At 62.3% G+C, this 20399-nt stretch carries 17 protein-coding genes; 3 read left to right on the forward strand and 14 right to left on the reverse strand.

The genetic code is table 11. The features are described from left to right. Positions 1–27: 27 nt before the first annotated feature. The 6 genes from ACFQ0E_RS15765 to ACFQ0E_RS15790 all read right to left on the reverse strand — a co-directional run bounded on the left by ACFQ0E_RS15765 (position 28) and on the right by ACFQ0E_RS15790 (position 2428). Positions 28–300: a hypothetical protein gene (locus ACFQ0E_RS15765; RefSeq protein ID WP_386825446.1), complete on the reverse strand. Its 273-nt coding sequence runs from the start codon at positions 298–300 to the stop codon at positions 28–30. 226 nt (positions 301–526) lie between these two features. Beyond that, positions 527–838 (reverse strand): single-stranded DNA-binding protein, encoded by a 312-nt coding sequence (locus ACFQ0E_RS15770; RefSeq protein ID WP_386825448.1) that lies wholly within the window; start codon positions 836–838, stop codon positions 527–529. After that, positions 835–1932, reverse strand: a complete 1098-nt coding sequence (locus ACFQ0E_RS15775) for a replication initiation factor domain-containing protein (protein WP_386825450.1) — start codon at positions 1930–1932, stop codon at positions 835–837. The genes ACFQ0E_RS15770 and ACFQ0E_RS15775 overlap by 4 nt, the downstream gene beginning before the upstream one ends. Next, the gene (locus ACFQ0E_RS15780; protein WP_386825452.1) at positions 1925–2110 is read right to left on the reverse strand and encodes a hypothetical protein; all 186 of its coding nucleotides are present in this window, start codon (positions 2108–2110) and stop codon (positions 1925–1927) included. Before ACFQ0E_RS15780 ends, ACFQ0E_RS15775 begins: the two co-directional genes overlap by 8 nt. Then, positions 2103–2291, reverse strand: coding sequence for a hypothetical protein (locus ACFQ0E_RS15785; RefSeq protein WP_386825454.1), 189 nt, complete (start codon positions 2289–2291; stop codon positions 2103–2105). The genes ACFQ0E_RS15780 and ACFQ0E_RS15785 overlap by 8 nt, the downstream gene beginning before the upstream one ends. Further along, complete coding sequence (locus ACFQ0E_RS15790) at positions 2288–2428, reverse strand: hypothetical protein (RefSeq protein WP_386825456.1); 141 nt, start codon at positions 2426–2428, stop codon at positions 2288–2290. The genes ACFQ0E_RS15785 and ACFQ0E_RS15790 overlap by 4 nt, the downstream gene beginning before the upstream one ends. Before the next feature lie 290 nt (positions 2429–2718). Here ACFQ0E_RS15790 and ACFQ0E_RS15795 point away from each other — a divergent pair, with 290 nt between their 5' ends. Next, on the forward strand, positions 2719–3075 hold the full coding sequence (locus tag ACFQ0E_RS15795) for a DUF3693 domain-containing protein (RefSeq protein ID WP_386825458.1): 357 nt from the start codon (positions 2719–2721) through the stop codon (positions 3073–3075). Between the two features lie 45 nt (positions 3076–3120). Here the strand turns inward: ACFQ0E_RS15795 and ACFQ0E_RS15800 are convergent, their stop codons facing one another. Next, a complete protein-coding gene (locus ACFQ0E_RS15800; protein WP_386825460.1) occupies positions 3121–3561 on the reverse strand; it encodes a DUF4124 domain-containing protein in 441 nt (146 codons plus the stop codon). A gap of 385 nt (positions 3562–3946) precedes the next feature. Here ACFQ0E_RS15800 and ACFQ0E_RS15805 point away from each other — a divergent pair, with 385 nt between their 5' ends. Both ACFQ0E_RS15805 and ACFQ0E_RS15810 read left to right on the forward strand, forming a co-directional pair. Continuing rightward, positions 3947–5212: a cytochrome P450 gene (locus ACFQ0E_RS15805; protein WP_386825462.1), complete on the forward strand. Its 1266-nt coding sequence runs from the start codon at positions 3947–3949 to the stop codon at positions 5210–5212. Between the two features lie 248 nt (positions 5213–5460). Next, a complete protein-coding gene (locus ACFQ0E_RS15810) occupies positions 5461–6711 on the forward strand; it encodes a cytochrome P450 (protein ID WP_386825464.1) in 1251 nt (416 codons plus the stop codon). A 701-nt stretch (positions 6712–7412) separates the two neighbouring features. Here the strand turns inward: ACFQ0E_RS15810 and ACFQ0E_RS15815 are convergent. The 7 genes from ACFQ0E_RS15815 to ACFQ0E_RS15845 form a co-directional block, all read right to left on the reverse strand. Then, positions 7413–8183: a hypothetical protein gene (locus tag ACFQ0E_RS15815; protein WP_386825466.1), complete on the reverse strand. Its 771-nt coding sequence runs from the start codon at positions 8181–8183 to the stop codon at positions 7413–7415. Between the two features lie 62 nt (positions 8184–8245). After that, entirely contained in the window at positions 8246–9556 is a 1311-nt protein-coding gene (locus ACFQ0E_RS15820) for an FAD-dependent oxidoreductase (RefSeq protein ID WP_386825468.1), read from the reverse strand. Then, on the reverse strand, positions 9553–10446 hold the full coding sequence (locus tag ACFQ0E_RS15825) for an outer membrane lipoprotein-sorting protein (protein ID WP_386825470.1): 894 nt from the start codon (positions 10444–10446) through the stop codon (positions 9553–9555). The genes ACFQ0E_RS15820 and ACFQ0E_RS15825 overlap by 4 nt, the downstream gene beginning before the upstream one ends. Positions 10447–10472: 26 nt before the next feature. After that, on the reverse strand, positions 10473–12965 hold the full coding sequence (locus ACFQ0E_RS15830) for an efflux RND transporter permease subunit (protein WP_386825471.1): 2493 nt from the start codon (positions 12963–12965) through the stop codon (positions 10473–10475). 162 nt (positions 12966–13127) lie between these two features. Beyond that, positions 13128–16910, reverse strand: coding sequence for a beta-ketoacyl synthase N-terminal-like domain-containing protein (locus tag ACFQ0E_RS15835; RefSeq protein ID WP_386825473.1), 3783 nt, complete (start codon positions 16908–16910; stop codon positions 13128–13130). Next, a complete protein-coding gene (locus ACFQ0E_RS15840; protein ID WP_386825474.1) occupies positions 16907–18637 on the reverse strand; it encodes an aminotransferase class III-fold pyridoxal phosphate-dependent enzyme in 1731 nt (576 codons plus the stop codon). The genes ACFQ0E_RS15835 and ACFQ0E_RS15840 overlap by 4 nt, the downstream gene beginning before the upstream one ends. A gap of 22 nt (positions 18638–18659) precedes the next feature. Then, on the reverse strand, positions 18660–20018 hold the full coding sequence (locus tag ACFQ0E_RS15845) for a hypothetical protein (RefSeq protein WP_386825475.1): 1359 nt from the start codon (positions 20016–20018) through the stop codon (positions 18660–18662). Positions 20019–20399: the final 381 nt, after the last annotated feature.

Below are 20399 nucleotides of genomic sequence, written 5' to 3' on the forward strand. Positions count from 1 at the left end.
CGGTCGGCAGATGCTTGCCGGCGGCAATTACTTGAGGATGCCGAAGGCCTTGAGCGCCCAGCGCGCACCCACCCACGCGGTGTGGATGAGGATGCCCGCCGCGAGCATGGCGGCGATGATCACTGTCACGGTCGCCGCGTCGAAACCACCGCCACCAGCCTGGGCGGAGGCGCTGCCGGCAGCGATCAGGGCGGAGCCGCCCAGCGTGACGGCAGCGGAACGATGGGATGCGGTGGAAACGATCGAGGCCACACTGTCGCGGGCGCGGCGGATGGCTGTCTGCAGGTTCTTGCGGTTCATGGTTTTCAGTCCTCTTTGGGTGGTGACAGGAGATCGCGATAAATCGCGAGGATTGCGACGCAAGCGAAGAGAGCACTACCCACCGTGTTTGCGTCTTCCACAGTGGGCAGCATGTCGGCCATCGCCTGTCCAGGGTCTTCAACCTCGATCCACTGCCCGGCAGGGCACTGCATTGCTTGTGTGTCGAATTGAGGGCAGGCGTAGACCCACATAGGGGGATTCCTTGTCAGGCAGCGCGGGTGCGCGGCGTGGCGGATTCAGCGAGCGAACGAAGGACCGGGAAGCGGCCCCAGTTCAGCGCGCCTTTGTTGACGGTCAGCATCGCGGCGGGGTCGAGCAGGTACTCGCCCGGTGCGTACGGCTGCTGTCCGTTTTCCAGACGGACATCGAAGGGATAGGCGAAGCCGCCCACTTCGAGCTTGGCCTTCTGCTTGCGCGTGGTGAACTCGCGGTCCTTGCCGCTGTCATCGGTGAAGGTGCCTTTGCGCTCTTCGACGTTGGCGGACAAGACGGAGACTTTGATCTGATCGAGGTTCATTGGTTGATTTCCTGTGACGTGATGAGTGAGTGAATTTCCGGCCAGTCAACGCCGGTTGAGTTCGACGCCCAGTCGGGAAGCTTCGGTGACGTGAGCGAGCGAATGACGGAGCCAAGTTCCGCGTCGTTGCGCGTGTGCTTGACGATGAAATGAAGGGTTGCGCCGTACTGGCGCTTGAGGTGACGACGGCAGCTTTTGAGCGTGGCGACCGCTGCTGCGTTGGTGACGTCAATGCGCGTTGCCATGGCCTGCAGGAAGCGCAGGACGGGATACGCACCAAGCAGGTAATTGGCAGGATCGCGGAGAAGGTCGAGCGGCAATTCCTTACGATTCGACGCGGTGAATTGCACCTCGTAGCGCACCCATGGCGATTCACGGTCGCCCAGTTGCTTGCCCTTCTCGTAGACGCGCATGCGCTTTTCGGACGTGACACTGCCGATGTAGAAGGTCGAGCCATCGCCGCTGCCGAAGTCGTCGATATGCTGGGCCTTGGGTGTTTGGCCCCGGTTATCGAACTCGCCTGCCTGATGTCTGCAGATCGCCCAGGTGATCGGATGGAAGCCGTGCAAGTCATCTGCGGCAACGTCCACGCGGGTGATTCTCCCGGCGCTGCTTTCGAGCTTCGCCCGAAGCTCTAGCCACCGCTTCGCATGGCCAGAGCCCGCAGCGCCCTCGTACAGTCGGCAGCCATCGCCCGTGAGTTCAAGGCGTGCGGTGTAGACGCCATCTTTGCGGACGGTGTGAGGCCCGCCCATTTCGATCAAGCCGACGTGCTCCCCTGCCCCGTTGCGTAGGCTCACGCGCCACGCGTAGAAGCGGCCGGCGCGTACTTCGTCGTGTGGCTGGATACCTGATCCGCCGAAGAAGAACGCACACAGGACGGATGCCAGCGCGCAGGCGTTCGAGCCTGTGGCGTCAAGCGTGTCAAGCGTGTCCTTCATCGATCGGTCCCATCCGGTCTCACGCAGAACCGCAGGAAGGTCAACCGATGCCGAGAACCAATCGAGCAGGACCCGGAAGGGCTGATCGTCTTCCCTGAACCCACTGACTCCCCTGTTAGACGCGGGGAGTCCGGTAGCGGCGCCGTCAGCCACAGAGCACCTCGGCAATCTCGAAGGCGAGCGCAGACGCGCTCTCTGCCGCTTCCGAGCCGATGGCGGCGGTCATGAGGTCGCCGCAGTCACGGGCGTGCCATTCGACGCGCATGGCGGCCTCACACTGGCGGCCGAGGTGCGACAGAAGGTCATAAGCCGCAACGTCAACATCAGCCATTGCCGCCCTGCCCTGCGAACATGTCGCGCTGCAGTCGTGCATGGGGGACCGAGGACAGGAGTAGCGTGTCCTGGCGGAACGCGAGGCCGGCGCGGTAGGCGCGATCAACGCGGAAGACCAGCCAGCAGAAGCCGACAGTCCAGCCGCCGAAGAACAACACGGCGAACAGGTCGGCGATCATCGGAACCACCGATTGCGGTTGAAGAAGAAGATCAGCGCGCAGATCACGGCAATGAGCAGGCATCCGCCCTGCAGGTATTGCGGCAAGCAGTCGTAGACCGTGCAGATGCCGTCGAGGAAAGCCGGCTTAGCGGTCATCGTTCCGCCCCCGCATGGACGCCCAAACAATGGCGCCACTGGTCAAGGCGACCGCGACGGTCCAGATCGTCGGCCCTGTTTCGCTGATCCCGAGAATGAGGATGTGATCTACCGCGCCCATGCCCTGCCCCTGTCCATGAAAGCCGGGCGGGATCGCGGTACGGAGGTCCCGAGGGAAGCGGGGGACCGCGACGGCCCCCGCCCGGCGCCGGGTGGCCTACGCTTAGAGGCTCTAAGCGTGGGCGGATGTATAGTGCGGCTAAACGAAGGCCGTCAAGAGGGGCTAAGCAATGGACGTTCGAGAACTCGTGGAACTGGCGAAGGAACGCAGCTCGTGCACGAACGATTCAGAGCTTGCAAAGCGGTTGGGTGTGACGCGTGCAAGCGTCAGCAATTGGAAGTGCGGGAGGAATTATCCGGACACTGTGGCGTGCGCAAAAATAGCTGAAATCACGGAGATTCCGCTTGCTCGTGTACTTGGCACTGTTGGCGAGGCGCGAGCGATTTCGCGAGAAGAAAAGGCCGTGTGGCGCCGTCTTGCAAGTGCGGCCGCGCTTGTGCTGATGTTGATTCCGCTCGCCTCTCGCGTGCAGGCATCGACGGACCTGAATGGCCGCGCCGGATATGCATTATGCGAAATACGCTAAATGCACTTTAAGGTCTGCAGCTCGACCGACCTCTTTCCACCGACCTTACCTAATCCCGCCCGTCCCCTTGCATGCCTCGTAGACGCGCTCGTCGTAATACCGGCGCTGGTTGTAGGTAGTGTTCAATCCTGCGGACTGCCGGAACGCGTCGCGTTGGCTTCGTGCGATCTGGCAGGCAGATGGACCAGAGCCGGATCGGTTGGCGTCCGGCCAGCCGAAGGAGTAATCGCCATCACTGCGTCGGCTGCGGGCCCGACGTTCTTCCACGGCCCTGCGATCGCGTTCGACTTTGTCGGCCAGGTACGGATTGAAGCCCGGATCGCTGTAGCTCCGCGTCGATTGCGTCACATGCCCTGGCGGGCATGGCGAATTCTGGAATGTCACGCGCTTCGCTGCGTCCACACATTTGTGGATCACGCCATCCTCGGCTGCCACGGGAAGTGTCAGCACGCACAGCAAGGCGAATATGGGTTTGAACATAGACATGGCCTCCATGCTGGAATATCTGCGGCAAGCACATCCCGTGTAGCGATCGAAACTGCGAAAAAAATCGAAGATTCAGGGCTGCGGGCGATATGGATCCATCCACTGCACTCAGTCCAGGACACAGTCCTGAGCGCGTATGCCACATTGAACAGTCTAACCCTGCACCACCGGCGAAACGCGATTCCTGCCGGACAAAAAGCACGGTAGAACGGCATCAAGGATCAAGACAGGTCACCGCCCGTCCGACTGCTTGCGGATGCAGGCGCACCTGTGCTGCCACGCGGTTGACATGCGTTTCCTATGGAATATCCTCGAAAGGATGCGCTGAATGCGCTGATGGCAACTAACGGAACTAGACCATGGACAAGAACGGAGGGAATCCGACATGACCGAAACAATCCAGGAACCCGCGACGAGCCAGGAGATCGGAGCGCCGCTGGAGACCGGGATGCCCCGGGGACTGTTCAACCCTTTCCTGCCTGGATTCGACGAGAATCCATATGATCATTACCGAGATCTGCGTAATACGGATCCGGTGCAGGAACACCCGATGGGGTTCTGGTTCGTGACACGACACGCCGATGTGTCCGCGATCCTGCGCGACAACCGCTTGTCCGTCGCGGATCGCAACCTCGCCGACGGCCCGATGCGCGAGCAGTACCAGCACCTGATCGCAGACCAGGAAGTCAAGCTGACGTCGATGATCGACAGCGACCCGCCGGATCACACGCGTCTGCGTGCCCTGGTCGGCAAGGTGTTCACTGCGCGTGCGATCGCCGGGCTGGAGTCGATGGTGACCAAACTGGTCGACGATTCCCTGGATCGCATCGCGGATGCCGGCTCGGCCAACCTGATCGATGCATTCGCCTTCCCATTGCCGTTTGCGGTGATCGGAAAGATGCTCGGTATGCCCGACAGCGACCCCACGCGGCTTCGCGAATTGGTCGAGACCTTGATCATGTCGCTGGAACCCGTCACCGATCCAGAGGTGATGAAGGCGATCGCCCAGTGCGAGGTCGAGCTGTGCGGCATGGTCAAGGAGATCATCACGTGGAAACGGAACAACCCCGCCGATGACCTGATGACAGGCCTTATCCAGGCGGAGGAAAACGGTGACCTGCTCTCCGACGACGAACTGGTGGCCCAGATCCTGCTGCTCTACATGGCAGGCCACCACACGACCGTCAACCTGATCGGCAACGGTATGGCCGCGCTGCTGCGGCACCCCGATCAGCTTGCGCTGCTGCGATCGAACCCGGACCTCGTCGGCAACGCAATCGAGGAGTTCCTCCGCTACGACAGCCCCATTCACCAGACCCGCCGAATCACCCTCACCCCGTACAACATCGGCGGCATCGAGATCCCGGTCGGTACCATGATCATCGGATGCATCGGATCGGCCAATCGGGATGAGCGCATGTTCGGTCCAGACACCGACGTGCTGCGGATCGATCGCGAACTGGCACGCCAGCACCTGTCCTTCAGCGCTGGCGTGCACTACTGCCTTGGCTCCGCGCTCGCGCGGCTGGAAGGCCGGGTGGCATTCAACCGACTGGTGGCCAGATTTCCGAAAATGGCACTGTCCGGTCCAGTTCGCTGGAATGGCCGCATGAATCTGCGCGGCGCGGCGGACGTCCCGGTCACCGTGTAGCCATCTGCTCGAACGCGCCTGGTGTCGCCGACAGCAAGCACGCTTCGCGCGCAACGTGCGAAAGCCGTGCAGCGCAGGCTTCCAGCTTGTCGTTGGCCTTCGGCGCAGACATCCATTGACTTGCGAATTCGCTTCAACCGCCCAGACTGCGGCGATGCCGTGGTCGATGTTTCAGAGCATGTCTCGTGTGTGAGCTGCAAAACGACCTAAACGAACGGAACGAAACCATGAATGAAGGGAACCAGACGATGAGCGAAACGACCCCGGAAGCAGAGATGAGCCCGGAAATGATGATGCCTCCGGGAATTTTCAACCCGTTCACGCCGGGGTTCGACGAAAGCCCGTACGAGCATTACCGCGAGATGCGCGATCTCCACCCGGTGCAGGAGCACCCGATGGGCGTCTGGTTCGTATCCCGGTATGCCGACGTCTCCGCAATGCTGCGCGATCCGGAATTGTCCGCGTCGGAAGAGAACATCGCCGATGGTCCGATGCGCCAACAGTATGAGGAAATTGTCCTCAACTCGCCCATCAAGCTCGTGACCATGATGGACAGCGACCCGCCGGACCACACCCGGCTTCGGGCATCGGTTGGCAAGGTGTTCTCGCCACGCGCGATCGCAGCGCTTGAGCCCATGGTCACCGAACTGGTCGACCAGGCGCTGGACCGCATCGCCGATGCAGGTTCGGCGAATCTGATCGACGCGCTGGCGTTCCCGCTCCCGTTCGCGGTGATCAACAAGATGCTCGGCATGCCGGAGACAGCTGATACCACCCGGCTGCTCGAGTTGACCGAAACGATGGTCCTTGCGCTGGAGCCGGTCGGAGATCCCGAAGCGATGGCGACGATTGTCCGGGCCAACATCGAACTGTGCGAAATGATGCGTGAGGCCATCGCATGGAAGCAGAAGAATCCGGCAGAGGACCTGCTGACCGGACTCATCCATGCAGCGAATAACGGCGACTTCCACACTGAGGACGAACTTGTGGCGCAGCTTCTGCTGCTCTACATGGCGGGCCACCATTCGACCGTCAGCCTGCTCGGCAACGGTGTGACTGCGCTGCTGCGCCATCCCGATCAGCATGCGCTGCTCCGGGCGAAGCCCGAACTCATCAACAACGCCGTCGAGGAATTCCTCCGCTACGACAGCCCGACACACCAGACCCGCCGGATTACCCGCGGCCCGTACACGATCGGCGGCAAGGAGATTCCGCCCGGCGCGTTGGTGATCGCCCTCCTCGGCTCGGCCAACCGGGACGAGCGCATGTTCGGCCCAGACACCGACGTGCTGCGGATCGACCGCGAAGATGCCCGCCATCAAGTCTCGTTCAGCGTCGGCATACATCACTGCCTCGGGTCCGCGCTCGCCCGAATGGAAGGCCGGGTTGCGGTCAGCCGTCTGGTCAACAGGTTCCCCAAACTGGCGTTGTCAGGTCCGGTGCTCTGGAATGGCCGCATGAACATGCGCGCCGCGACGGATATCCCGATCAGCGTCTAAACACTGGCGATGCGCCCGACTGGTCGAAAGTGGCATGGACCAGTCGGGCAACACCAGCGGGAGCGCTGCCCCCCTCCCCTGCTCACCAGGCCTGAAAGCGTGAAAAACGCATCGAATGCTTGATGTCGCGCGGCGGGCAGTTCGATCGACAGCGCCGTTTCCAGGCCATCACCTCGATCTTCCAGCGCATTCGATTCGCTTTGGACGAAACCTGTCCTTGCCACAAGTCCAGGTCTGCCTGACCGAACCTGTACTGCGCGCCATCACAACATGGCCGTGCGATTTGCGGGCCGCGATCTGTTCGACCGATCCGGATCGCGCGACGCGCATGCGTTCACGCTTGAGACTCGCCGGCGACAGCCCTCGGCCGTTCCCTGTCACTGAGCCTCTAGTCTGGTCTGGTCTTGGAGGCCAATCGCCCAATGTTGACGCCATCAGTGCCTCAACGACCACACGATGCCAGCCAACATTGGATTGCCGTGATCTACGGAAAGAGTGCGGAATGCAGCGCGGTATGCGCGGGTGCTCGAAGCACGGTGATCATGGCAGTGCTGGCTTGCGTCTGCGGGAGACTGGCCGGCCAATGGCGCGAATGCGCTGGCGGCGAACACTGCATTCGCTCGATTCGGGTCTCTATCCCCCACCCCCGGACATGCCGTCCGGAGGTGAGGCACACATCTCGCAGCGCTGAAACGAACCGCTCAGCGGATGTCCTCGAGGTCAACCAGGTCGACCTTGGCGTTGACATACTTGTCTTCCAGCAAGGTCGTGCGCAACGTCGTCGCGAAGAACTTGTGGCTGTCGTCGACGAGGCTGAGGTTCAGCAAGGGGTACGGAACGAAGCCGACTTCAGCGAAACCGACGTCCTGGATCAGCGCGACTTCGACCTTGCCGTTCGGCTTGGGTGTATAGGTCCATTGGTTGTGGATCCGCTCCAATCGCACCACGCCCGGCGTGTGCGGCAAGCTGTTCGGCATGCCCACCACATCGAGCGTGACCGCCTTGGTCGCCTTGTCCTGGTGGAATATCGTCGAGATCAGCAGTTCGCGATCGGCGAACGGCCCGGGCACTTCCACGCGCCATAGATCCCGGTCGTAGCCTCGCTCAGGCGTGAAGTCCATGATGCGCTTGAAACCCACGCATCCGGGGATCCACTGCTTGCAAACAGGCAGGGTGTCGCCGATGACGACGTGCTGCGAGACCAGCTGGCTCAGCGTGTAGTCGCCTTCCATCACTGTCCGCAGCTTCAGCATCACGTCGCCGGGAGCCTTCATGGTGTAGACCTTGATGCCATCCTCGTCCTTGGCCAGCTCCCATTCCCCCGACCCGGAGGCAGCCCATGCGAAATGCGCGACGAGCGCTGCCATCACGACGAGGCTGAATGCGAAGTAGAGCCGCTTCCAAAGCGGATCCTTGACCTTCCGGGGCGCGGCAACCTTGTCCGTGGTTGTGCTGTTCGACACTTCGTTCATGCTGTTTTCCTGTCCTTGTGGATTGAGTGATGGCATATCGACGCCGTTCGCTGGAGCGGCGATCAGGCCGCGACCGTTCCAGCTTCAGCAGGCGTGTTCCGGGTCTGGGTGAAGATGTCGGCGAGATACTTCGCCAGGCAAAGCAGCGTGAGCGTCGGCGCAACCCGTCCGTTCTCGGGGATCAGAGAGCCGTCGCAGACATGCAGGTCACGCACGCTGGTTTCGAGCCTGGTGTCGACATCGCTGCCGATGCGCAGCGTGCCGAGCACGCCGCCGGTGAATATCGGCATCTTGTAGATGTCTCGGGCACCCGCACGTTCGAGGATCGCGCGGGCCGCCTTTTCGCCGCGCGCGAGCTTTTCGAATACCGGGGCGTCGAGCGTCTTGTGATAGCACCCATCGGGGGACAGTCCGCCGCCGACTTCGTCGTGCGCCATCACCGTGACTCCGATGTGCTCGTGATACGCGAACATCCGCGAGATCTGCAGGTATCTCAGCATGAACATGCGGAACGGCAGCTTGTGGAAGTTCGAGTCCCTCAGGACAAGACCCTCTTCGAGCGTGGTCTCCATCGTGCCGGTGAAACTGTCGAGGCCGCGAAGACCACGGACACGTCCGAACACCGTGAACAGAGGGTCGATGTAGTAGCCGCCGGCAGCGACGTGCTGCAGTCCGCTGGCGCGCAGCAGTAGCGGCGTCGCCAGCGATCCCGCGCAGACAACGACCCGCCCTGCCCGGAACCGGACCGTACGGCTGCCGAAGGTGCCTTCCCGGATCCGGCACTCCACGCCGACCGCACGTCCATTCTCGATCAATACCCGCTCCACGAGGGTCTCGCACTTGAGAACCGCGCCCTGACGGACGGCCTCGTCCAGAAAGGTCAGCGCCTTCCACTTGGCCTCGTAGGAGTAGGCGCCGCTGCACTTCGACTGGTCGATCAGCATCAGCTTCTTCTTCCAGTCGTAACCGAGCGCGATCGCGGCCTCCCGCACCTTGTGCGCCTGCGGGCTGATCAGCGCGTCGGGCAACTCGGCGAGCGGGATCTGGGGACGGATTGCATCGTAGGCGGGCTGCAGATCGATTCCCAATGCCCGATAAGCCTCCATCGGGGGCTCGTCCATCACCGCCAGATACAGCGCGCTCGAGCCGCCAGCGGCGTACACCATGGTGTCCTTGAGCTTGTGCGCCACCGTGATTTCATTGAACATCGTCCCGAGGGTCCAGAGCGTCTCCTTGAGCGGGACATACTCGCCCCGCTCAAGGACCAAGACCTTCTGGCCGCGCGCAGTGAGTTCGCGCGCGATGGTAGCGCCGGCGGTTCCCGAGCCGACCACGATGCAATCGTAGGTTTCGACTTCCGCGGACATGCTCATGGCTTGGCCGGTGCCTGCGGCGTGGCGCCCTTGCCCTGGTTCAGGGACCTGCGGTAGAGCTGCATTTGACGCTCTCGATACGCGAAGTCGGTCAGCGAGCGCTGCGTGTGGAATTCCTCGTCGATCTCGACGTCGAACGCAGCCGCATTCGTCTTGACGAGCGTGATGCGGCGCTTGAGCAGGTTGTTCATCGAAGCCCTCATCGGCACCCACATCCTGCCGAATTGCTTGACCTCGATGACGGACCATTCCTTGTACAAACGACCGGTGGGATCGTACAGCTCATCCTTGAGCACGTTGAAGCGCTCCTTGTCGATATAGGTGACGATGCGACTGTAGTAGGAACGCTTGCGGCGCTTCTCGGTCGGGATCATCTCGATCTTCCAGACCGGCCGTCCGCGATAGGTTTCCTGCCCGAGGAGCTTGTACGTGTAGTCCTTGACCTTCCTGTCGTCGGAAGAGTCTTCGGTCGACACCTCCGAGCCGAACATCGCGGCGGCTTCGTTGCCATCGGAAACGGCGACCAGGCGCTTGACCTTGTTCAACACGGGCAGGTACACCCAGATATCGAACGTCTTGTCTTCATCGGCGTAGATCCACGACAGCATCGTGGTGCCCTTCTCGCTCACGGGATCGACGATCACGTCGAGCGACTTGTGGTCGACCCCGCCTTGTGCGATCGGCTTGTGCGTACTGAAGACTTCGAAGCGGATGTTGCGTGGCTTCTCGGCGCAGGTCAGCTTGCCATTCGACAACTTGTAGCGGCATGTGGAGAACTCCATCTGGCGCACGGATGAACGATACGTGCGATTCAGCACATCATCCACCTTGACCATGATCTCCCGTGCGTCCTGGGCGAGCGATACGCTCGGGGCGGCCATGAACAGCATGGCGAGGAAAATGCCGTAGGCGCTTCTCATGCAACGTTCTCCTTATTGAACTTCGGTTTGAATTTCAGCAACAGGGCCGGCAACAGGAACAGGTCGTTGAGCATGCCCACGAAAATAGCCAGCGCACCGAATTTGCCCATGTTGGACGTGCCTGCTGCGGAGGCGACCGCCATGATGCCGAAACCCAGGCCGAGGATCAGCGAGGTGAACACCACACCGGGACCTGCTTCGGCCATGGTCCGCCGAAGCGCGGCATTGACGTCTCCGTCTTCTTCGAGCTGCATCTGGTAAGTGGACATGAAATGCACGGTGTCGTCGATCGAGATGCCGATGATGATCGGCGCCAGCATCATCGTGAAGAAATCAAGCGGGACTCCGGTAATCCCGAGCACACCAAGGGTCAGCAGCGCAGGGATCAGGTTGGGAAGCAGCGCGATCAATCCGACCTTGATCGACCCGAACACCAGCAGCAGGATGATGCTCACCGCCACGAGGGCGATGCCGAAAGTGGTGGCCTGGTTCTCGGTGATGTACTGGGCCGCCTGCATCGCCAGCGCGAAGATGCCGGTGATGGAAACCTCGGTCTTTGGATACTCCGCCTTCAGCTGCACCATCATCTCGTCGATGTCTGCGCGCATCTGCTTGAACACCTCGGAATACTCGTAAGATCCGTAGCTGTGCAGCGAGATCTTGATGTTGGCCTTGCGATAGCTGTCGTCGACCAGGCGCTGGCGCTCGCTCGGGTTCGCGTTGTTGAACATGTACAGCGTCTGCGTGAGCATTTCGCGCGTATCGGGAATGCGTTCGTACTCTGGCGCATTGCCGTTGAGCTTCCGGTTGGCATCCTTTGCCACATCGACGATGGAATGGGTCGTCACCACGTACTTCTCGTACTTGGTCTTGAATTTCTCCTGCAGCGCTTCCATCGCCTTCAGCACGGCCGGGTCCTGCAGTGCGAAGTCTTCCTTGAAATCGAGGTAGAGCACCATGGTGTAGGCGCCCATCATGTGCTCGTCGGCGACCTGGACACTCTTCGTGAAGGTCGAGTCCTCCGGATACTGGTCGAGGATCTGCGAGTTGATCTTCACCTGGCTCGCGCCATAGATCGAGACGATGAGCAGCAAGACGAAGGGAATGATGAATGCGACCGGACGCTTCTCCACGAGGGGAACGACCTTCTCCAGGGCCGACTTCAGGGACGGCAGCACATCCAGGAACCGTTTGTTCTCTGTCGTGACGACGACCACCTTCTTCTTCGATACCGTCGGCCAGATGTCGATCAGCATCGGCAGCAGGTAGAAGGTCAGGAGCAACGCGAACAGGATGCCGAGGGTCGACATGATCGCGAAGTTCTGGATCGGAACGACCGGGGTGATATTCAGCGCCATCGTGCCGGTCATGTTCGTGATGCCGGTCAGGAGCAGCGCGACGCCGGTGAACTTGTAGGTGCGGCGCAGCGCGGTCGAATGGTCGATGCCGGACGTGCGCAAACGAGTGTAGCTGGTCAGGGTATGCACCGAATCAGCCACGCCGACGGTCAGGATCAGGAAGATGGTCAGGATCAGGAAGCCGGTCACGGTAAGCCCGAGCCAGCCGGTGACGCCGAGCGTGAAGACCGTGGTCAGGATGACGATCAGCATCGACCACGCCACAGCGGACACGGAACGGAACAGGAACCACAGCAGCAGCATGATGATCGCGAAGGCAGCCAGATAGAGCATGCCCATCTCTTCGGTCATCTTCACGTCATGCTCGGCGGCTGCGGTGTTGCCGACGGCGTAATAGTCCAGGTGCTTCGCGTACTCGGGCTTTGCGAGGATCTTCTTGATTTCCTCGAACAGCTTCAGGTAGTCGGCCTGATCGGTCGGCTTGAACTCGACAGGCTTGTCATCTTCGGTCGTTTCGACCTCATCGAGCGACAGAACCGTATCCTCGGTGACCTCCTCCGCATCGACGGGGATCGCGCCGAAATCGGTTTCGATGTGAATGCCGCCGTACTTGTGGTCGCGCGAGAAGAACTGCAGCGGCAGCTGCTTTTCCGCTTCGGCGATCGCCCTGATCTCGGCGATCGCTTCCGGCGAGGTGGGCGCCGTATCGCCCACGAGCGCCCTCGCCGACAGCACGTCGCCGTCGACCGTCAGGACCGAAGCATTCGCCAGCGTCTTGACGTTGACGATGTGCTTCAGGGCTGATTCCTCGCCTTCCTTGAGATTCTTCCGGAAGTTGATCAGGTCGTTCTGGACGCCGATGAGCGCCTGCAGGGATGTCGTCGAGAAGACGTCGCCATCCTTGGGCTTGTAGATGATGTAGACGCCATCCTCGCTGCCGAACTGTTCATGGTAACGGTGGAACGCGACCAGTGTCGGATCTTCCTTGTGGAACCAGCCCTCGATGGTCATGTCCATGCGCAGCTTGCCCATGCCCAGGATGGCGCCGGCGACCAAGGCAAGAAACACGATGCCGAACAGCAGGCGTCTCTTGCGCAGTGCGTCCGGAACGCTCTCGAAGTGCTGTGACAATCTGCTTACGACTCGCTCTCTAACGGACATGAATGCACTTCCTTTTGGTCATGGTGACTGTCTTGCGGAGGTTCGATTCGCCTGCGAAGAAAGGTTGGTTCAAGGGCGATGCGATGTTGGGATGCCGGCATGGCGGGCACCACGGCCGCGCTGGCCATCGGTTCATTGGAAGATCCTCGCTATCACTGAACTGCCCTCCGCGCCGACCACCGACAAATGATCGCCATCGACATCGATGCATACGGGAGGCTTGACGAGGAACTTGTCCCATCCCATCGCCTGCGGCTGATCGGCGCTGCTTCGCGTCGCACGGATCACCACGGTTTCGCAGTGCTTCGGCAGCTTCTTCGGGCGATAGCTGCGACAGGCCTTCTCGCTGGCGAGCGAAAGCCGATAGGCGATCATGAAGTGATCCCTGGAGATCCAGAAGCCGTTGCGTCGGACGAGTTCGAAAAGATACTCGGGGCGCTGGTCGTCGGGAACTTCGCGGAAAGCGGCGGCATCGAGCTGCCACTTGCCACCGAGCGAATTGATCAGGCTGACGATGGCATCGGCGATTTCATCGGTGACGCTGCGCAAGGGCGATGTCGTCGGGCAACGGCAGTCCACCAGCACCAGGCGCTCGACGTTGATCTTCTTCTTCTGCAGCTGATGCACCATCTCGAACGCTACCACCGCGCCATTGGAATATCCGAGCAGGTTCAGGTTGTTGCAGTCCCGCAATCCGGAAAGGGCGCCGATGTTGGCTTCGGCCATCGCGACGATCGAATCGAGCGGTTCGCGCTTGCCGTCGAGGCCGACGCCCTGGAAACCGAACATCGGACGTACCCCGGCCATGGCACGGCTCAAGGTCTGCAGCGACAGCACGCTGCCGTCCGAACCGGCGACGGCGAAGACCGGTGTGCCCGAGGCATTGGTCTGCATGGGCACGAGCAGCTCTTTCGAGACCGTGTCGCGGTTGACAAACCAGGTCTCGAGGTCGGTCTTGGGGGCGGACGCCTTCTTCGGCTTTTCGAGTGATGGCGATGGGGGCGCAGCGGCCGAACCACCGGTACCGGAAGTGGAGACGACATGGATGCGATCGATCTTGTCGCGATGGTTCTCGGCGATGTAGCGACCGAGCTGTTCGATGTCGGGGTAATTGAACACGACGCTCGGCGAGATGTTCTCGCCGATCAAGGTGATGAGATCATTGAGCAGCGAGGCCATTCCGACAGAGTCGAAGCCGAGATCGAGGAAGCTCTGGCCGATATCGAAGTCCGCGCTCGGCATCTTGAGCAGTCGCGCGGTCTCCTGCGCGAGGAAGCGCACGATCTTGTCTTCCGCTTCGAGCGCCTGCGACTGCTCGCCTTCGCCGAGGGTGTGGACGAAACGCAGTTCGCGGGTGAGCCTGGGCGCGGAGTCGCCATCCTGCTCGCTCTTTGATTTCTGCGGCCTTGCGACGGTGGGGATCTCCACGCGCGGCGCATCGCCGTCGTCGAAATCCAGCCAGTAGCGGTTCCGGGCGAACGGATACAGCGGCATGTCGACCAGCTGCGGCACGGCTTGCCCGTTGCTGCGGCGCGTCTGCACCACGTCGCGCCAGTGACGCTCCCAGGGCATGTCGATGCCGCCCACCCAGAGCAGCGCGATCTCCTTCAGCATGCCTCCGCGCAGGTTGTCGAGCAGCTTCTCGTCTCCGATCTGCGACTTGATCACGTCGAAGACGCGGGCGTTGTCGCGCTCCTGCGGGCCGCCGATGAAGATCGGACCGTTGCCGTCCACAGGCTTGCCGGCGGCCAGGAGCTTGCCTGCGCGGCCCAGGGCTTCGATCAGCTCCTTGTGGCTGGAGGCCACGATGGCGAGCCGGTGTTCCATCGGTACGGTCGCCATCTGCAGCGTGTAGGCCATGTCTTCCAGTGCCGGCGAGGGTTCCTGGATGCGCATGCGGCTGGAATAGAACTCGAGGGCGTCCTGGAGCGTCTCGCGCACGAGCGTCAGGGATTCCTGCAGGGAATCGCGGGTGCGTCCGGAGAAAACGAACAGCTGCCGGCCGCTGTGCTCCGTGCGCTCGACGACGTGATCGGTGCGATATTCCTCGAAGACCAGGTGGACGTTCACGCCGCTGTCCGAGAAGGAATTGACGCCCGCGCGGATCGCTTCGTCGCCGCGGCGCAGCCTCTCGAACGGCAGCGGCTCGTCCGCGATGTAGAGCGGATGCGTCTTCGATTCGATGTCGATGAAGCTGTTGAGCCGTTTCTTGGTGATCGTGGCGGGGAACTGCTTGTGGTGCAGCGACAGGGCGACCTTGATCGCGCTGGCCACGCCGCTGGCCGGTTCGAGATGGCCGATGTTGCCCTTGATGCTGCCCAGCGCGCAGGATTTCTCGCCCGTGACCGACGCGCCGAACGCATTCTTGATGCCTTCGAACTCGAAGGAATCGCCCCACTTCGTCGCGTAGCCGTCGACCTCGATGTAGCGGACCGAGTCCGGCGCGATGTCGTGCTTGCTGTAGCACTCGGCGATCACCTGGGTGATCGCTTCGTGCTTGATCTCGGAGATGAAGCTGGCACGCCCGCGGTTGTTCTGATGGGTGGCGACGACCTTGGCATAGATGCGGCGATTGTCGCGCTCGGCATCGTCCAGGCGCGTCAGCACAAGCAGGCCGACGCCCTCCCCTCGCGTGAAGCCGTTGGCGGCATCGTCGAACACGGCGCAGGTGCCGTCCGGCGACAGCAGCCCGTAACGGGCGATCGCCGCGAAGTCGCCTTCGAAGAGGTTCAGCGAAACGCCGCCGCAGATGGCCACGTCGCACTCGCCCAGCGCAAGCGACTGGCAGGCGCGATGGATCGCGAGGCCGGACGAGGCGCAGCTGGCGTTGACCACTTCGCTCGGTCCCTTGAAGTCGTAGAGGAACGAAATGCGGTTGGCGAGGTAGTAGATGGGGCTCGACGAACTGAGCGCCGGGGCGCTCGGGATGCGGTGCAGGTTGCGACGCAGGTGATGCTCGTATTCCGCATACTCGTAACCGATGAACAGTCCGGTACGCGTGCCTCGCAGCTTGTCCGCACGCAGGCCGGCATTCTGCAGTGCGTGGAAAAGCGCCTGCGTCACCAGGCGTTCCTGCGGGTCGCACAAGCGTGCTTCCTCTTCGCTCAGGCCGAAAAACTGCGGGTCGAAGCGGTCGACATCCTCGATCCGGGCGCCCCAGCGCGTTTCGGCAAATGCATTCGCACCGCCCCAGCGACTTCGCTTCAAGGGCATGATCGAGGGGCGATGTTCGATGAGGTTCTGCCACAGTGCTTCCGGCGTCCTCGCATTCGCGAACGTGCAGGCCATGCCGACAACCGCGATGTCGCTGTTTCCAGCCGGCTCCGCATGCGTCTGCACTTCGGCCGGTTCGGTGGCGCGCTCGTCTGCGGACAGGCCGTAGTAATGCGAAAGCACATCAGCGTGCTGTTCGAGAAGATGATCGATCAACGCCTGCCTGGAGGCGAAACGCTCTCCACGCAGGTCCAGGCCGTATTCCTCGCGCACGAATGCGAGCATGCGGGCGAGCCCCCCTGCCCCATCGTTTCGCGGCTCCGGCTGAAGCTCTGCACGACGCCTCGGCACGGCGCGTGGTTCCACGGGCGCCGCCGATGACCTGGCCGCAGGGGGAGGCGACGCCGGTGCGGCGACGCTCGGCGGGACCTTGGGCAACGGCGCGGCCGGCGCCTCGGTCATCGAGCCGGAGATGGCGCCGGCCAGCTCGCTGATCGAGTTGACCGCGGTGAGCTGTGCCGGGGTGATCGATATCTTGAGCTGCTTGCTGAGGTTCGTCATCAGCTCGATCGCGATGATCGAATCCATGCCGAACGAGTCGAAGTCGGCGTCGACATCGAGTCGGTCGACAGGGATCTTCAGGGTGGAGGCGACCGTCTTCGCGATGGTGTCCACCAGTGCCGGTTCTGCGACAGCGCTCATCTCACATCCCCCGATTCTTCTGCCAACGCGAGGTCGGCGGCGAGCAGCGCTCTCAGGCGCTCGATTTCGTTGCGCGACGACGTCCGGCCGGACTGGGCAGGCACGAATGCCGTGGCGTCGGCCAGCGCCTCGCTGTCCTGCACCGGCTCCTCGGCGGGTTCCCGGAAGAATCCGCTCTGCTTCAGCGTCGACATGCTGGTCTTCACGCCGGCGATCACCGCTTCGATGTCGTCGTCGGTGTGGGCCGTGGTGAGGAAGCAGTTGCCTTGGATATTGGTCTCCACGCCTTCCATGCGCAGCAGGATGAAGAACAACGCCTCGGTCACGCCCCAGTAGCTGTCGACGAAACGGAAGCGGAAGAGCGAGCCGAAGGTGTCGATCACCACGGGCAGTCGCTCTTCGGCGAAGAACGCATTGAGCGTGTCGGCCAGTCGCGTGGTCTTCTCGTTGAGGCTGCGCTGGAAGCAGGTGCAGTTGTCGCAGGACTGCACGGCCTCGCCGCAGCGATTCCTGATCTCCCCGAGAACGGCCAGGGCGGCGGCGATCTTCAGCGGGTTCTGCGAATGGGTGCCGGCCATGCCCGTGCGCTTCGAACTGGGCATGCTGTCGTCGTCGAAACGCCAGGTGCCGCCGTCGATCAGGTCCATGTACTTCGCCGCGCCGGCAATGACGCCCGTGGGCAGGCCGCCGCCGGGGATCTTGCCGTAGGTGGCCATGTCGGCCTGGATGCCGAAGCGGCCCTGCGCGCCCTGCGGGCAGACGCGGAAGCCGGTGATCATCTCGTCGAAGATCAGCGGGATGTTCTTCTCGATCGTCAGCTGGCGGAGCGCCTTGAGGAACTCCACGGGCTTGCGGTACGGATGGCGCGACTGCACCGGCTCGACCAGGACGGTCGCGATCTCGCCGGCGAGCTGTTCGATCGTGTCCAGCGACGCCATGTCGCCATAGTCCAGCACGATGATCTGGTCGGCGAATTCCTGCAGGATGCCCGGTGCGAGCGGGAAGCTGTTGCCGGCCAGGTCCTTGGTCGCCGCCACGGCATCCGAGAGGCCGTGATAGCTGCCGTCGAAGAGCACGATCTTCTTGCGGCCGGTCGCCGCACGCGCGATGCGCACCGCGAACATCACCGCTTCGGTGCCCGACTGCGTGAACAGTGCGCGTTCGTGCCCGGTGATCTCGCAGAACAGCTTGCATGCGCGGAAGATCATGTCGGAATAGCCGACCAGCGGGATGCCCTGGTCGAGACTGTGCTTGACGGCGTCGATCAGGAACGGCGCACGGTGCCCGAACAGGTTCACGCCCATGTCGCCCGAGATGTCGATGTAACGGTTGCCGTCGACGTCGTGGACGTAGGCGCCTTCGGCCTGGGTATAGGTGATCTGGAAGTGCAGCTTCTTCAGATCCTTGATCAGGTGGAAGGCGCGACGCTGGTCGACGAAGTGGACCTGGTGCTCCAGGACATTGGCCTTGGACTTCGGCACGAAACGGTCGTATTTCTCGACCAGGGCGGCGATCCAGGCGCGATGCTCTTCGGTGAGGTCGCGCTGGTCGAGGGCCTTCAGCGGGCGCACCGCGCCCTTGCCGCCGCTCGCTTCCGCTCGACGGACGATGGCAAGCACCTGCGCCTGCGACGCCTTGTCCAGCGACTGGAACAGGCGCAGGGCGTCCTGCTTGTCGATCTGCTTCGACAGGATCTTGTTGGATAGGTCTTCAATGGGCATCTGCATGGCGTGATCCATCTCGCGGCCGCTAGAACTGATATTGGTATCGGATGACGAACTGCTTCTGGTCGCGATACGACCAGGTTCCACTGCGCTCGTCCCGTTCGTCGGGATAGAAGAATTCGAAATAGACGGTGGAGTTGTCGTCGATCAGGTAGGAACTGAGGAACCTGTGCTGGAAGCTGGTGTAAGGCCGGGTGTAGATCGTGAGCCAGCTCAGGGTCAGATCGTCGTTGAAGAAGCGGTTGCTCACCGAGCCGATCAGCGAATACTCATCGCGCTCGCGCGCGACGATGTCGCCGTTCCAGTCGAGCAGACGACTCCAGACGACTTCGGCGCTGTAGGTCAGCGCACGGCCACCGGGCGAATAGTCGAAACCGAAGCTCGAATCGAACTGGTCGCTTTCGACGATGGTCAGATCGCTGCTGCTCGCAGAACGCGCGAAGAAGGCACGCGGTTGCTTCAGCGCGACTTCCGCGCGCAGCAGCAGGTTGTCGATCCCGAGATTCGCGGTCAGACCGTACATGCGGAAGCGCTGCTGGCGCACCAGGTAATCGTTGTCGATCAGCCTGGCGGCCATCAGGCTGATGTCGCTCTTGCCGAATGTGCGCTTCCAGCGTGCGCCGAATTCCCAGGTGCCGGCGTTGTCCCAGTCATCGTCAGGCGCGTTCCTGTCGAAGGCACCGGGGATGTCGTATTCGGAGTCGCGGTCCGGATACTTGTTGTAGCCGGGGCGCGGAACGAAGAACGCGGTCCATTGCCCCGAATCGCCGAAGCGATCCATCGTCAGCATCGGCTGGCCGACGCGCGACTCCTCCAGTGAGACGAAGAAGAATTCTGCGCTGTTGCGGGGGCTGACTTCGTCGGTGATCGCACCGCCTTCCGACACGCCCCACGGGAGGATCTGGTAGCCGACCCGGAAACTCGTGTTGCCGAAGCTGCTCTGCAGATAGGCCTCGCGGGTGACCAGTTCGCGGAAGGGATCCTCGTCCTTGGCCTTTGCGCGATGATCGTTGCCCCAGTGCAGGTTGAGCTTGGTGTCGAGCCGGACATACAGATTGCTGGTCAGCGCCTTCGAGTACTCCAGCCGCACCGAGGAGCGATTGTTCACCACGCGCCTGGGCGCAGCGAATTTGTAGGACACTTCATGTTTCAGGCTGACGCGCAGCGGTTCCAGCCAGGCCGCGAGCACGCTGTCGCCCTTCGTCGCGGCATCGGTCGGGGCCACGTCCCCGTCTGCCGCCGGCGCACTTGGCGTCTCGCCTGCGGGCACCGGCTCCTCTGGATCCTGCGTGTCTGGATCGACCGTCATGTCGATGTCGATATCGAGGGCATCGAGTTCGGCGATCGTCTCTTCGTTCTCCTCCGGCGGCGATACGGCAGGCATCCCGGTTGCGTTCGCGGCAGGTGCTGCAGGTGATGTCTCCGAGGGCGGATCGATGACGACGCCTTCAAGGAGATCGCTGTCCGGATCGGGCAAAGACCCGGCTTTCGGCGCTTGTGCATGCGCACCGAAGGCCACGCCGAGCGCGAGCAGCGAAATCGCCGCCGACTTCAGCGGGTGTGCCTGCAGCGGATGCGGGAAACGGCCATGTTGCCCCGAGCGCGTCGCGGGGAGGAGCGGTACGGTCTTCATTCCTTTCCCGTACCCCTTGCGACGCTCGCTCGGGACAGCTCCGGATTCGACGCCCGATTGCGCCCGATACGCTGCGCGCCGGGCCGACCAGACAGTCGACTTGTACATCGATTCCAGCAGGGATTCGAATTC

Source organism: Lysobacter brunescens, assembly GCF_042677005.1.
GTDB lineage: Bacteria > Pseudomonadota > Gammaproteobacteria > Xanthomonadales > Xanthomonadaceae > Lysobacter_I > Lysobacter_I brunescens.